Origin of the sequence: Candidatus Acidulodesulfobacterium ferriphilum, assembly GCA_004195035.1 — a bacterium.
Classification (GTDB): domain Bacteria; phylum SZUA-79; class SZUA-79; order Acidulodesulfobacterales; family Acidulodesulfobacteraceae; genus Acidulodesulfobacterium; species Acidulodesulfobacterium ferriphilum.
In genome coordinates this window covers 25,601-40,495 of record SGBD01000006.1, presented here as the reverse complement: position 1 = coordinate 40,495, position 14,895 = coordinate 25,601, and the positions used below count along the sequence as shown (strand labels likewise).

At 37.2% G+C, this 14,895-nt stretch carries 13 protein-coding genes, 1 tRNA gene and 1 pseudogene; all 15 read left to right on the top strand.

From position 1 onward, the window contains the following. Positions 1–59 precede the first annotated feature (59 nt). A complete protein-coding gene (locus EVJ47_08825) occupies positions 60–1,028 on the top strand; it encodes a hypothetical protein (GenBank protein RZD13872.1) in 969 nt (322 codons plus the stop codon). Positions 1,029–1,037: 9 nt separating this feature from the next. Further along, the gene (locus EVJ47_08820; protein ID RZD13871.1) at positions 1,038–2,063 is read left to right on the top strand and encodes a hypothetical protein; all 1,026 of its coding nucleotides are present in this window, start codon (positions 1,038–1,040) and stop codon (positions 2,061–2,063) included. Positions 2,064–2,080: 17 nt separating this feature from the next. Further along, positions 2,081–3,109, top strand: a complete 1,029-nt coding sequence (gene pdxA / locus EVJ47_08815; protein RZD13870.1) for a 4-hydroxythreonine-4-phosphate dehydrogenase PdxA — start codon at positions 2,081–2,083, stop codon at positions 3,107–3,109. Further along, a complete protein-coding gene (gene uvrA / locus EVJ47_08810; GenBank protein ID RZD13869.1) occupies positions 3,094–5,928 on the top strand; it encodes an excinuclease ABC subunit UvrA in 2,835 nt (944 codons plus the stop codon). The genes pdxA and uvrA overlap by 16 nt, the downstream gene beginning before the upstream one ends. 289 nt (positions 5,929–6,217) lie before the next feature. After that, on the top strand, positions 6,218–6,739 hold the full coding sequence (locus tag EVJ47_08805) for a Rieske (2Fe-2S) protein (protein ID RZD13868.1): 522 nt from the start codon (positions 6,218–6,220) through the stop codon (positions 6,737–6,739). Then, complete coding sequence (locus EVJ47_08800) at positions 6,739–7,845, top strand: cytochrome bc complex cytochrome b subunit (protein RZD13867.1); 1,107 nt, start codon at positions 6,739–6,741, stop codon at positions 7,843–7,845. The genes EVJ47_08805 and EVJ47_08800 overlap by 1 nt, the downstream gene beginning before the upstream one ends. A gap of 22 nt (positions 7,846–7,867) precedes the next feature. Beyond that, entirely contained in the window at positions 7,868–9,667 is a 1,800-nt protein-coding gene (locus tag EVJ47_08795) for a cytochrome c (protein RZD13866.1), read from the top strand. Positions 9,668–9,782: 115 nt separating this feature from the next. Then, positions 9,783–9,998, top strand: coding sequence for a hypothetical protein (locus EVJ47_08790; GenBank protein ID RZD13865.1), 216 nt, complete (start codon positions 9,783–9,785; stop codon positions 9,996–9,998). Between the two features lie 400 nt (positions 9,999–10,398). Next, a complete protein-coding gene (atpB, locus tag EVJ47_08785; protein ID RZD13864.1) occupies positions 10,399–11,055 on the top strand; it encodes an ATP synthase F0 subunit A in 657 nt (218 codons plus the stop codon). 121 nt (positions 11,056–11,176) lie between these two features. Further along, complete coding sequence (locus EVJ47_08780; GenBank protein RZD13890.1) at positions 11,177–11,500, top strand: F0F1 ATP synthase subunit C; 324 nt, start codon at positions 11,177–11,179, stop codon at positions 11,498–11,500. Between the two features lie 99 nt (positions 11,501–11,599). Then, positions 11,600–11,675 (top strand) — tRNA-Phe (locus tag EVJ47_08775). A 426-nt stretch (positions 11,676–12,101) separates the two neighbouring features. Then, positions 12,102–12,488, top strand: a complete 387-nt coding sequence (locus EVJ47_08770; protein RZD13863.1) for a hypothetical protein — start codon at positions 12,102–12,104, stop codon at positions 12,486–12,488. Further along, positions 12,430–12,906, top strand: a pseudogene (locus tag EVJ47_08765) (hypothetical protein). Before EVJ47_08770 ends, EVJ47_08765 begins: the two are co-directional and overlap by 59 nt. A 207-nt stretch (positions 12,907–13,113) precedes the next feature. Then, positions 13,114–13,545 (top strand): hypothetical protein, encoded by a 432-nt coding sequence (locus tag EVJ47_08760; GenBank protein RZD13862.1) that lies wholly within the window; start codon positions 13,114–13,116, stop codon positions 13,543–13,545. Positions 13,546–13,961: 416 nt separating this feature from the next. Beyond that, positions 13,962–14,873, top strand: coding sequence for a hypothetical protein (locus EVJ47_08755; protein RZD13861.1), 912 nt, complete (start codon positions 13,962–13,964; stop codon positions 14,871–14,873). The last annotated feature ends 22 nt before the right edge of the window (positions 14,874–14,895 follow it).

Below are 14,895 nucleotides of genomic sequence, written 5' to 3'. Positions count from 1 at the left end.
ATAATTTAAAGGCAATTTTGAGACAATCTATTTAATATTAAAAATATTCAGAGGGAAAAATGGAAACGAACAAAGACGGCATGCGTTTTTATAGCGAAGCTCAAAAATTTAAAATTAAGGGTAAAATTTTATTTATAGCGTTATTTGCGGTTATAATTTCAATGAGTCTTTATGGCTGCGCCAAAAAAAGTGCTCCATCTTCAAATGTTATTGCCACGGTTAACGGAAAGCCTATAACGGTCGGCAAATTTAAATCCGAAATCGCCAAATTTCCGCCGAATTTAAAAGATTATCTTCAAACCCCCGCAGGTTCAAAGAGGTTTATTAGAAGTCTTGTCGATAGGCAAATATTGGTTAACGAAGCCGTTAAAGAAGGGATTAATAAGTCGAAAGATTATAAATCCCAAGTGTCTGATTTTAAAAAGGGCCTTTTGGTGCAGCTTCTTTTGCACAAGGAGATATCGAATAAAGTCAGCGTGACAGCCGCAGATGCAAAGGCTTACTATAAAAAACATTTCTTAAGCTTTAATCTGCCGTCAAAGATTAATGTCAGTTATGTTCAGTCAAGTTCGCTCAAACAGGCTCAGACCGCTTACAATTTACTTAAAAGCGGAAAACCGTTTGCCGCCGTTGCGCAAAAATACTCAACCGCTCCAAATGCCAAATCGGGCGGAACTTTGGGGTGGATTAAATTCGAAGAAACAACGCCGGCATTTAACAATGCCGCCTTCAACCTTCGCAAAATAGGGGAGTACTCAAATATCGTTAAGGTCGGGAACAACTTTGATATAATAAGGCTTAATAATATAATAGCAGGCAAGCCAAAACCGTTTTCTAAGGTAAAGAACGATATTATCGTTATGATGAAACAAAAAGAAGCCTCTAAAATTCTTAAAAACTTTGTGGAAAAGTTAAGGGCTAAGTCAAACATTAAATATTATTACAATAATTTACCAAACTTTGAAGCTGCTCCTGTTCCCGCTCCCGTTCCTGAAAAGCAGGGCGTTGCAGGTAAAAAGCAGGGTTAAAATTTAAATATGGAAAGTATAATAAAAAAGGGCAGGATTTTCGCATTTATAGCCGCTTCCATTTTCTTAATTAATTTATTTCCGGTAAGCGCAAAAAATGCAAACGCCGTAATAATAGACCAGGTAATTGCCGTTGTAAATAAAACCCCTATAACGCTGTATGATTTTGCAAAATTTAACAGGCAGGCGTTCGAAGAATATGAGCAGATGCAAAACAATGCCTCTCAGGGTATTTTTACAAGCTCCGATTCCTTGATAATGTCGAAAACAAAAGGCGTTATCAATCTTTTGGCGGATAATATTTTACTTAAGCAGGAAGAGGAAAGAGCAGCTATTTATGTATCTCCAAAACAATTGGGCGGTTATATAAAGGATGTCGCCCATGCAAATAACTTTACCGAAAATCAGTTCTTCGATTTTTTAAAAAAAAGGGGGATAAGTAAAGAGGCGTACATTAAACGGGTTAGAGCCCACTTTATCCAGATGGAACTTCTGAGGAAGGTTTACGGCAATAAGATGATTATAACTCAAAAAGAAATGCAGGATTATTATAAGAAAAACATAGAAGAATTCAGAGGTATGCCTATGGCAGACCTGAAGCTTATATTTTTAGCCGTGCCTCGTAACGCAAGTAAAGAAGCAAAGAAAAAAATTTATGAAAAAATGTTAAAAATTAGAAAGCTGGCAATAAACGGCGATACCGGTTTTTCATCCTTAGCAAGAACATATTCCGAAGACCCTTCGGAAAAAAATGGAGGAAGAATCGGCTATGTTTATAAAGATAAATTATCCCCTAATTTCTCTAAGATAGCTTTTAGGTTAAAGGTGGGGCAGATAAGCAGGGTTATAAAATCTCCATTCGGCTATACCATATTTAAATCTGTCGGAAAAAAAATGGGGGCATTTAAAACCTTTAAGCAGGTAAAGCCGGAGATATTTTCGATTCTTGAAAAACATAAAACAAACGAGTATCTTGCAAGGCTTTTAAAAAGAGCCAGAAAAAATGCTTATATTAAAATCAAAATCCCTGTTTAACGATTACATGAATAAAATTGCTTAAGGAAAGTAGCTTTATCGGCATTACAATGGGGGATCCCGCCGGCATCGGTCCTGAAATAGCAGTTAAGGCTGCGGAATACTTCATAAAAATCAACACGCCAATTAAACCGGTTATCTTCGGGTCTTTTGAACATATTGATTATGTTTTAAAAAGTATAATCAAAAAAGATGCCCCTGTAAATTTAATCAGGCAGGACTCTCTCCTTGAATATTCTTACAAAAATACCCATATCAATGTAATAGATTTATCTTCTAAATCGTATCAATCCGTGAAATACGGCGAAATTAATCCCGAATATGCTAGAGATGTCGAATCATTTATTTCTGCCGCAGTGGATTTTTCATTGGACGGAAGAATTTCGGGATTTGCAACAGCCCCGATAAATAAGGAAATGATGATAAAAGGAGGCGCAAAGTTCGGCGGACATACGGAGCTTTTGGGATATTTAACTTCTTCAAAAGACTATGCAATGCTTTTTTATTCAAAAACAATGATAACCGTTCTTGCGACAATTCATATTCCGTTATCTATGGTTTCAAGGAGCATCACCAAAGAATCTTTAAGAAATATACTAAAAATCTCTATCTCGTCCATGACAAACGATTTTGGCATAAGAAGTCCTAAAATTGCCGTTTTAGGTTTAAATCCGCATGCGGGAGAAAATGGGGAGATAGGGACGGAAGAGAAAGATATTATATCCCCGGTTATAACGGAATTTAAAAATAACGGTTTTTTTATCGACGGCCCTTTTCCTTCCGACAGCTTCTTTGCTAAAGTATATAAAGGTTACGACTTGATAGTCGCAATGTATCATGACCAGGCGTTAATACCTTTTAAACTGCTCTCCTTTAATGAGGGAGTAAATGTAACCGCGGGACTTAAAATAGTAAGGACATCGCCCGTGCATGGAACGGCTTATAATATAGCAGGGAAAAATTTAGCGGATTCTAACAGTATGAAAGAATCTATAAAATTAGCTTATGAAATTTCTAAAAATAGATTGAAATGGAAAGAAAAATAATAATAAAGGGTGCGCGGCAGCATAATTTAAAAAATATAAATTTAGAAATTCCGAAGGACAGACTTGTCGTAATAACAGGTCTTTCCGGTTCGGGAAAATCGTCGCTGGCATTTGATACAATATTTGCGGAGGGGCAAAGAAGGTATTTAGAATCTCTTTCTTCATACGCAAGGCAGTTTATGGAGCAGATGGATAAGCCCGATGTCGATTCCATAGAGGGGTTGTCTCCCACCATTTCCATAGAGCAAAAGTCTGTTAGTAAAAATCCCCGTTCCACCGTAGGAACTATTACCGAAATATATGACTATTTAAGAGTTCTATTTGCCCGTATCGGAGTTCCATATTGTTATAAATGCGGTAAAAAAATAGAACCCAAGACTATCGACCAGATGACGGAGGCGGTTTTTTCACACAAAATCGGTGAAAAATTAATTATATTGTCGCCTATTGCGATTAATAGAAAGGGCGAATTTAAGGCAAAATTCGAGGAATATTTAAAGCACGGCTTTTACAGGGTATATGTAGATAAAAAGGAGTATAATCTCGAGGATGCTATAACCTTAGATAAAAATAAAAAACATGATATCGACTTAGTTATAGATAGAATTTTTATAAAAGATGAAAACAAAAAAAGGCTGGCAGATTCTATCGAACTTGCTTTAAAATTATCGCAGGGCATTCTAAAATTAAAGTTCGAAGATAAAGAAGAAATACTAACCGAAAATTCTATCTGTTTGGATTGCGGTATAAGCTACGGAAAACCTGAACCTGCGGCATTTTCCTTTAACAGCCCCCAGGGCGCCTGCTCTTTTTGCGACGGCTTAGGATATACGAAATATTTGGACGAGGATCTCATAGTCCCAAATAAGGGATTGTCGTTAAAAGAAGGGGCGATAACCGTTTTAAACAATTCAAGCCCCGTTTATAAAAACCAGATAATAAGCGCATTATCGAAACATTACGGGTTTAGGATGGACACGCCTTACGAAGATTTAACTTATGACGATAGGCATGCAATTATGTACGGTTCAGGCGATGATAAAATAAAATTTTACGATGCCGTAACCGAAAATACTTCTTTCAGGTTAAAAAAATGGGAAGGAATAATTCCAATGCTGGAGGCAAGCATAAACGGTTCTAACCACATAATCAACGCTCACGAATTTATGAACGAAAAGGCTTGTCCCGAATGTCATGGTTTTAGATTAAAGAAAGAGTCCTTAAGTTATAAAATTAATAATATGTCGATTATAGATATTGCCAATTTAAGCATTAAGGACGCCTCAAAATTTTTTAAAGATGTCGATTTGAATGAATATGAGCAAAATGTAGCCGTCAGGTTAATTAATGAAATTAAAGACAGGTTGAAGTTTCTCGTAAATGTAGGGCTTAACTATCTTACATTATCAAGGCCTGCTCAAACGCTTTCTGGCGGCGAATCTCAGCGGATACGGCTCGCCTCGCAAATAGGGTCGGGCCTTACGGGCGTGCTGTATGTTCTCGACGAGCCGAGTATCGGGCTTCATATGAGGGATAACGAGCGCTTGCTAAAAACTATTATAGACCTTAAGGATAAAGGAAATAGTCTTATTGTGGTGGAACATGATACGCTTACGATGTTGGAAGCCGATTATATTGTAGATATGGGTCCCGGGGCGGGTAAAAACGGAGGGTATGTGGTGGCACAGGGAACCCCTGCCGAAATTATGAGTAATCCTGAGTCGTTGACAGGCAAATATTTAAGCGGAAAAGCGGCGGTCGATATTCCGGGTGCAAGGAGAAAGCAGGATAAGAATTTTTTAGAAATAAAAGGCGCAAAAAAGAATAATTTAAAAAATATAAATGCCCGCATCCCCCTTGAAAATCTGGTTTGCATAACAGGGGTTTCCGGTTCGGGAAAAAGCACGCTTATAATCGACACCCTTTATGCCGCTGTCTCCAATTACAAAAACGGCATAAAGGATTTTAAGAGGTTTGAAATAGAAAACATAGAAAATATCGATTTAATCGATAGAATTATCGATATAGACCAATCTCCTATCGGAAGAACTCCAAGGTCAAATCCTGCTACATACACTGGTATTTTTACGCTGATAAGGGAGATTTTTGCGGGAACCAAAGAGGCAAGGGCAAGAGGCTATAACCCCGGCAGATTCAGCTTTAATGTAAAAGGGGGCAGATGCGAGGCATGCAGCGGCGACGGCGTAAAAAAGATAGAGATGCTGTTCATGCCTGATGTTTATGTCGTATGCGATGTCTGCAAGGGAAAGAGGTATAATAAACAAACATTAGAGATAGCTTATAAAAACAAAAATATTTATGATGTTTTAAATATGACGGTCAGGGAAGCTTATGAATTTTTTGCCAATATACCCGCGCTTAATCATAAAATTAAGTTTTTAATCGATGTAGGGCTTGATTATATAAACCTGGGCCAGCTTGCAACTACCTTATCAGGCGGGGAGGCTCAAAGGATTAAGCTTTCAAGAGAATTGTCAAGGCCTGGCCAGTTTAAAACCCTGTATATACTTGACGAGCCAACCACGGGTCTGCATTTCGACGATATAAATAAACTGCTGCATATTCTGAATTTACTTGTAGGTTCAGGCAATACCGTTATTGTTATCGAACATAATATCGATGTTATCAAGTCATCCGATTATGTTATAGATATGGGACCAGAGGGCGGGGATGAAGGGGGCTATATTGTGGCGTGCGGCGCACCGGAAGACTTAGCTTTAAATAATGACTCGGTAACGGGCAAATATCTGGCTAATGCCATTAAAAAAACAGCAATAAGCAAAGTTTGGAATCAATAGATTGGCTTAATAAATATGCGGTTTGCGTTGTTGAAGCGGAATATGGCAATATTACGCAGACATAAAATTTTATAAAAAATTAATTAAAAAAATTATTGACTTTTTGAGGTTATAGTGATAAAAAAGTTTATTTAGTATTTAAAATTTTACCGATATATCGATATATCAAATAGATAAGGTTTAGAAACCATATTAAATAAGATAAATATGCAATGATAACAGCTTTATAAATTAGTAAAGTCGAATAATCGAATAATTTAATTAAATAATAAACCAAAGGGGGGTTAAAATGGCAAAAAGTTCAGAAGAGTCGCCTTCAAGGCGGACTTTTATGACGGTTGTTATCGGTTTAATTTCTGCCATAGTAGGCGTTGCGGTGGCAGTTCCTATTCTGGGAGTGGTTTTAAGCCCGTTATTTAAAAAAAGGGATATTGTATGGACTGAACTTGGCAGCATGAACGACTTACAAAAAATTGCACCCTTGACGCCGAAGTTTGTTCCTGTATATTTCAGGGTTAAGCAGGGGTGGTCGGTAAATACTCTTCCAAGGCAGGTTGTTGTAGTTAAAGATATTAACGGTAATTTTTATTTCTTCTCAAATCAGTGTACCCATCTAGGGTGTCCTTTACACTGGATTCCTGCAAGACAAAAGTTCCTGTGCCCGTGCCATGGCGGGATGTTTAATGTTCTCGGTAAAGTTGTCGGAGGTCCTCCGCCCAGACCATTGTATGAATGGGTTCATAAAATAGAAAAAGATACCGTATTTATTCAAAATAAGTTTTTGAATAATCCAAAAGAGAGGGGGATCTAATGTTTAAAAAAATTCAAGATTGGTTTGATGAAAGAATCGGGCTTACCGAATTAATAAATGAATTTAACGGCGAAAGAATACCGAGAAGAGGGGGATGGGCATATACTTTTGGGAGCCTTCTTGCGTTTCTTTTTACGATTCAGGTCGTAACGGGAATATTTTTACTGTTCTATTATGTTCCGTATTTTCCGATGGCAAGGAATGCGACATATTATATAAAACACCATGTCCTGCTCGGCAATATACTTCTCGGCATTCATCTATGGGGCGCGTTTACTATGATATTCTTCCTGCTCGTTCATATGGCAAGGGTATATTTTTCAGGCGCTTATAAAAAGCCGAGGGAGCTTCAATGGGTCGCAGGCATGGTTCTATTCTCCGTTGTCGTCGTTCTGGGTTTGACGGGATATATGCTTATCGGTAACGAAAACTCCTGGTGGACGATTAATGTTCTTACGAATGTCGCATCGCATACCCCGATTATCGGCGGTTTTTTAAGAATTGTCGTAAGAGGCGGGACGGAAACATCCGTTTTAACTATGCAGCATATATTTGCCGTTCATGTATGGCTTTTGCCGCTTGTGGTTATTATGTTTATTCCGATGCACCTATTTTTAATAAGAAAAACAGGTCATCAGGGTATGGCACTGGAATACAAAAACAGCAAATTATCCGATGACGACCCGAATAAATGGATTAAACCGGATGGAACGGTTCCGTTTTTCCCGGATCAGTTCTATAAAGATATGATAGTAGCTTTAGGGGTATTTGCGGTAGTTTATTTCCTCGCAGTTTACTATGGGGCGGCAATCGGGCCGATGTACAGACCTCTGGCTCTTAACTTTGCTCCCGAGGCCGACTGGTATTTTCTTGCAAACGAGGAATTGTTAAAATATTTCCCGGGTAACGGACTGATTATATTTTCTACATTCCTTGTCCCTACAATCGGGTTTGCAATATTATTTGCGTTGCCGTTTATCGATAGAGGGCATGAAAGAAGCCCGTTTAAAAGACCGGCAGCGACGGTTCTGGGGATTTTGTTTCTCCTTTTGTTAGTCTATTTAACATTAATCGGCGGCGAACCGAAAGCGCCCGCTACCGTATAAAATCAAAAGAGGAGTAAATGTGATGAATTTAGGAGTTATCAATATAGTAAATCTATTTATAAACAGGTTAGCGCTGGGGTTTATGGCGATAGCCTTTATATCCCATTATATAGGGATATTTAAGAAAGAAGGCAGATATTTCCGCCTTGCAAAACCCCTCATTCTGGCATCTTTAATAATCGGCACCGTCCAAACTATACTCTATTTCTATTTCTTAAGTCTATTGAGAGACGGAATCCCGAATTTCTGGATACTTATGAATAAACTTCAGCCCGGGGTTATCGGCTATTCGATGGAGTTTCTTTTGGCATTTTTGATTTTAGGCGCGGTATATTATTACGGGTTTGACGGCAAGGCATCGAATAAGCATCACGGATGGAATGTATTTATCGGAATTATGGCATTTCTATTTGGTTTTACTTCGGATGTATTTTATACCATTTCCGAAAGTTACACTATTGGACCGACGCCGGATACCGCTATCAGGACTCCAATGGTTTTGCTTTTAATAATAGAAAAAAATATCGAAATATTTGCCCTGTCCGGCGCTTTACTGGCATTATGGGCAGGAGTTAAATATATAGCTTCTTCCAAACAATCGGACAAAGAGTATTACGATTGGCTTGGGTCATTTGCCAGTATTATAACCTTAATGTTTTTAATAATGTATCCCATAATATATTTTGGATGGTTTAAACATTTCAGGGCTACCGCCGATAGCGGATTCAACAGGATAATGCTCGGCAAGTATCAGTGGATTATGTACACATTTATGGGAACAATGGGCGGCGCCCTTATTCTTAATTATATTTATATGTTGTGGAAATTAATTAACGGCAGGGACAAAAAAAGGCCTACCGTTTCGGTGGGCTTGATACTTTTCCTGATAGTAGCAGGAATAGTTTCATTGGCCTTCGGGATGCTTCCTTTGTCCATAGGCATTTTGGGAAATATGCAGCCGGTTAAATATCTATCGCTGGCGGGACTTTTTGTAACAGGTTTTTTAGTGCTTGGATATTATCTAAAGGATCTTACCCCGAATTTCAAATTTGGAAATATTTCAAAATTTCCGCAAATCCTTTTAATATTCAGCGGGTTATGCGTTGCGGTCAATGTCCCCGTTATGGGTTATATGAAGATTGCCGCAAGAGGGACCAACAGGATTATATATCAAACCATGAATTTGAACGGAACGAAATATGTTCCGCCTGTTGTTTATCCGTGGCCCGTTAAAAAAGGATTCAGCCTGCTGCATGACAAGTGCGTTATCTGCCATACATTGAACAGAGTCGAAAGGTATAACGGAAAGTCTTACGGGGATTGGAAAAATACCGTTTTACATCAAATGAAAGATGTAAACGGCTGTCCGATAACGATTGCCGAAGGCAAAGAAGTCGTTCATTATTTAGATTCCTTAAATATTATCGCCTATAATCAACACCTTGAAAAAGAGCATAAAAAATGGGTTCCGCCCGCTTCTCTTCCATGGGGAAAGCCTGCATCGGCATCCAAGACGTCCGCGCCGGAAAAGGCAGGAAAGCCTGTTAAGAAACCGGCTGCCCGGAGTAATGCAAATATCAAAAAGGCGGCAATGAAAATAATTGATGCGCAGGGGTGTTTAGGCTGCCATACAATTAACGGCAAGGGCGGGGCGGTTGGCCCTAACCTTTCGAACGAAGGAACCAAAGGACATAGTTTGCACTGGCTCGAAGTGCAGATTAATACGCCAAAGGTTCATAGCCCGTCAACCATGATGCCTGACCATAACTTAAATCAGGGACAGCTGAAAACGGTAGCCGAGTATTTAGAATCGCTTAAATAAATATTGCCGTAAATATTTGATAATTGTTTAATAAAAAGGCGTTTACCATTTTATTATCTTATATAATTAAGATATAATAATATCAGGTAAATGCCTTTTTTATTTGGAATTAAAAATGGACAAAGAGTTTATTAAGCAGATAGCCAGAATGAGTTCTTTAGGTTTAAATTTAATAATTTCCGTATTAATCGGAATTTTTATAGGGATTGAAATCGATAAATACTTTGGTTACGAATATCTTTTTTTGGTAATTTTTTCTATTTTAGGTTTTTCGGCGGGAATTTATGAAATATATAGGGCAATTAAAAGAGAACTTAATACAAAACTTTAATGGAAAATCGTTAAAGTTTAACTTAATTTTATGGGAATTTATAATCGGCTTAATTTTAATTTTAACTGCGGGCATTGCATCGGAACTGTTTTTTAAACAAAATAACGCTCTAATAAGCATATTTTTAGGCTTTGGGTTTTCCTATTTTTTATTTATCGATACGGCCATGTATTTATTCAGAAATATAAAGAAATTAAGCGTAATTAAAATTAATTTGTCCTTGATAAAAGACTTGCTCATCATTTTGTTTTTTTTTATAATATCTTATAAATTTATTAAACCGAATTTTATTTTTGAGGCTGTCGGAATTACGATAACTCCTGTTTCTATGATAATCCTTTGGCTGTTTTTCCCATTAAAATTAATTAATGCAAAAGATTAACGAAACCACCGTACGAATATGTTAAAGGCACCTATACTTATTAGTATTCCAGGCATACCTATATATTGGACGATGACTATGCTTGTGATGTGTCTAATATTATTGGCCGCTTTTCTTGTCGGAAGGAATTTAAAGGTTATCCCTAACGGCGTCCAGAGCTTTTTTGAATTAATATTCATTATGACCGAATACTTCCTCAAAGAAATAATCGGCGAGGAAGGCGGCGTATATTTACCTTTAATAGCATCCTTTGCTATCTTTATCCTTTTTTCTAATTTAATCGGCAGCATTCCCGGTTTCACCTCCCCGACGGCTACTATCGACACAACGGCAACGCTGGCATTAATCGTGTTTTTTCTTTCGCATATCGTAGGAATTAAAAAACATGGAGCAAAATATATAAAAAAATTCCTCGGTCCGCTTATAATAATTGCTCCGATAATGATAATCATCGAAGTTATGTCCGCCTTATCACGCCCTTTTTCTCATGCGTTAAGGCTATTTGCAAATATTTTTGCAGAAGAGTTTATGGTGACGGTTCTGTTGTTCTTACTTCCATGGGTAATTCCTGTTATAATGATGTACATGCAAGTTTTCACAGACTTAATGCAGGCGTTTGTGTTTTATTTGCTTGCAATTATTTATATTGCGCTTTCTTTGGAAGAAGAACATTAAAATTTATAATAATAAAATAATAGTTGGAGGCCCAATGTCTAAGATGTCTAAGTATTTTATTTCAATTTTTACATTTATAACGGTGTTTATGTTCAGCGTTAAGGCTTTTGCCGAGAAAACCATGGATAAAGCGCCCGCAGTTCAACATCATATACCGGCTATATCGGCGCATTCTGTTTTATTTTCGAAAAGTTTATTTTTCGGATTATCGGCTTTAGGCGGCGGCCTTGCAATAGGCCTGGGCGTTATCGGCGCAGGTATCGGCATGGGTAATGCCGTAAGGGGGGCATTAGAATCGATGGGAAGAAATCCAGGAATGGAAAAAAAGCTTATAGTATGGATGATTACGGGTATGGCAATTATGGAGTCTCTGGCTCTTTACGCGCTTTTAATCACCTTTATTCTTTTCTACGCAAATCCGTTTAAGGGAATATTTTTAAAATAGCTTTAGCGGTTTTTTTGTTTGAATTATAAAATTTTTTATGCTAAAATTATTGAACTTAAATCCCCATTTCACAGTTGGTGATTTTGACAGCATTTATATGCCGAGATAGCTCAGTCGGTAGAGCAGAGGACTGAAAATCCTCGTGTCGACGGTTCGATTCCGCCTCTCGGCACCACTTCTTAACACTGAAATAAAACCTTTCCGAGCAAATCACTCAGTTTGGCAAAAAGTAAAAAATAGGTAAAATTATGCAAAATTTCCCTACAAAAACCCCTACGCTTTTTTATGAGAATTTATAAACGCGGAAGCGTGTACTGGACTGAATTTATAGTCGATAACAAGCGTTATCGATATCCTGCAGGACGAAGGACAAAAAGCTTGCGCTGGCCCTGTCTTGCATAATAATTAGAAAAACGGGATATTTAACGATTGAATGGGACGGAATACCCGAATCCCGATTTAGAAAATATTTATATATTCCAATGCTAAGTAAATCTGGATTCCTGCTTACGCAGGAATCCAGAAAATAAATTTCTAAATCGGGATTCGGGGAATAGGCGACTGGAGAAAGTAAACTAAAAATATGCTATAATTAATCATTATGGAAAAGATATTAGATAAAAACATAGAAAGCAATCTTTTTGTATCCGATCATAATCGTATAGATACACGCAGTTTAGTTATGCATAGGGTTATTGCCGAAAAACTTATGCAAAATCCGGAACTCTTGCAAAAAGCTAAAGACAATATTAAAAGATGGCGCATGCAGGGTGTAGAAGTTTCCGCTTTTAAAGAATGGGAAAATATTATAGATAGCGGATTAAATAATGTTATTAGGATTATAACGGCTAATACGGAAGAAAGTGCAAGATTAAGGCAATCCACGCCTTTTACCGGTATTTTAACGCCTAAAGAGAGAAAAAATATTTATGAATCGTTTACAATTGGAACATATAATAAGGGCAGCTGGAGCGATATCAAACGATAAAGAGATAGTAGTTATAGGAAGCCAATCTATTCTGGGGCAGTTTCCTGAAGCTAAACCTGATTTATTGACATCCCAGGAGGCGGATGTTTATCCGAAAAATAAGCCGGAACTTGCGGATTTAGTCGATGGCAGTATAGGCGAAGCTTCGTTCTTTGAAGATACCTTTGGATATTATGCCCATGGGGTAGGAAAAGAAACGGCAATTTTACCTCTCGGATGGGAAAGTCGCCTTGTGGCCGTTGAAAACGAAAATACAAAAGGAGTGAAAGGGCTGTGTCTAGATGTCCATGATTTGGTTTTATCAAAATATGCTGCCGGCCGTGAGAAAGATATCGAATTCGCAAAACTCTGTATAGAATATGGTTATGTTAATAAAGAAAAACTTCTTGAACTCGCTAAGTTACTTCCTATTAGTGAAATTAAAAAAAATAATATTTCAAAGACAATTAAGTGTGATTTTATTGGCAATAAAAAAACAATACAAGAGGAAATTGAGGATTTAAAAAGGAAAGAGCAGGAAACAACAGGAAACAAATACCCCTAAACCAGATGCCTTCTCTCAAGACCTTCAAAACAGGCAGGTTAAAAGAAAATTCCGCCGGTAAATATCCTATAATTAATTATTATGGAAAAGATATTAGATAAAAATAAAGGTTGCAAGTCAATAAATTTTATTTTTTTAAGCGATTTTATCGGTCCCGCGCCTATAACGCTTGAGCGCATTATCGGAATTGATCGCCTTAATAAATATATATTCGGGGAATTCATTCTTAACAGCGATGCCGTCAAGGAAGCAACTTCTATAATAATAAACAATCCGATTATTAGAGAATCGCTTGAAAGAGCCGCTACATTTTACTATGCTTTTAAATATATATTTTACGACGATAAATATTATGGCGGAACACCCAATAAAGAACTTGGAAAATTAGTAGAGAGCGGGGTTGTTAAACTTAAAACTCCCGGTACCGTAAAACTAAAAGAATTTAAAGAAAATAGCATGGTATGGACGAAAATTCTACACAAGATTCCATTGAAAGAGTTAAGAAACTCGTAAATTTTTTATCCCAAGATATTCGGAACCGGCCGAAGCCTACAATTAAATTCCGACGGTAATACTGCAAAAACCCCTACATAAAAAATATGTCACATTGCATTATTAATAATTTTAATATGTTATAAGCCACATCGCAGGACTGAAAATCCTCGTGTCGACGGTTCGATTCCGCCTCTCGGTACCACCTTAAACCGTAGTATTTAAGCCTTTCTTTAAGATTTTCCTCTTGACCGCAACATGAATAAAACTAATTTTTATTTTTCGGGTCATAAAAAAAATTCTTGATTTCAACTTCCGTTTTATATTACAATATAATCCTTACAATATTGTTATCTAATTTTAAAATTTAATCAAGCGTAGATTCTCAGGTTATTTTTTGCCTTAAAATAAAATAAGGGTTTGATACTATTGAATAAATGAATAAAAAGATTACATATTTCCCGGGTTGCATAGAATCCCCCAATAAAAATTTAAAAGTCATATTCGAACAATTAGGTATTGAAGTTGAATTGATTTCTGAATGGAACTGTTGCGGAGCCCCGCCATCCCATTATAAGCCGAGTTTTTTTAATAAAGTTGTAATGCCGCTTAGAAACCTGGGTATTTCACAGAAGAGAGGCGGTGACTTTTTGTATTCGGGTTGCAGGGTTTGCGTTAAGCAGGTAAACGATGCCCTTAAAATAATAAACTCAAATTCAATGTTCGAAAATCAAGCCGAGTATAGCCTTAAACCTTTCAATGCAAACCTGAAAAAAATTACGAACGGCTCTACGGGAGCTGTTCATCTTATCGATATTATCGCCTGCCATGATATATCTAAAAATCTCTTAAACAACGCCGCAAGGAAATTAAAAGGCCATTCAATACTGCTTTATACAGGTTGTTATAACGACAGACAAAAAATTGATATTTTAAAAGATATCCTAAGTTCTCTCGGCGCAAATGTTAACTTATACGGAGAATGTTGCGGCGGCGAAAAATTACAGAACACTACCCCTGTGCATTCAAAAAGAGTTGAAAACGTAGGCAGCATCAGCACCTTTTTTAAATTAATCAACCAAAAAGCTGACGAGACCGATTCCGATTATATAGTTACGGTATGCTCTATGTGCGAAAAAAATATTAAGGACGGCGTCGAATTATCGGACCTCGATGTTTTTGCACCGGTAATCGGACTTATCGAGTTTATAGGATTTTTGTTCGGCATGGATGGTTGCGGTGATTTGATAATTAACGACGAAACTAAAGAAGGTAAAGTTCCTTTGGAACTTCATGAGGAAGCAGAAGGTTTCCGAAAGCGAAGCGGTCATTTTGCTCAGCTAACTTAACAATATTGCTTATAAAATTTTA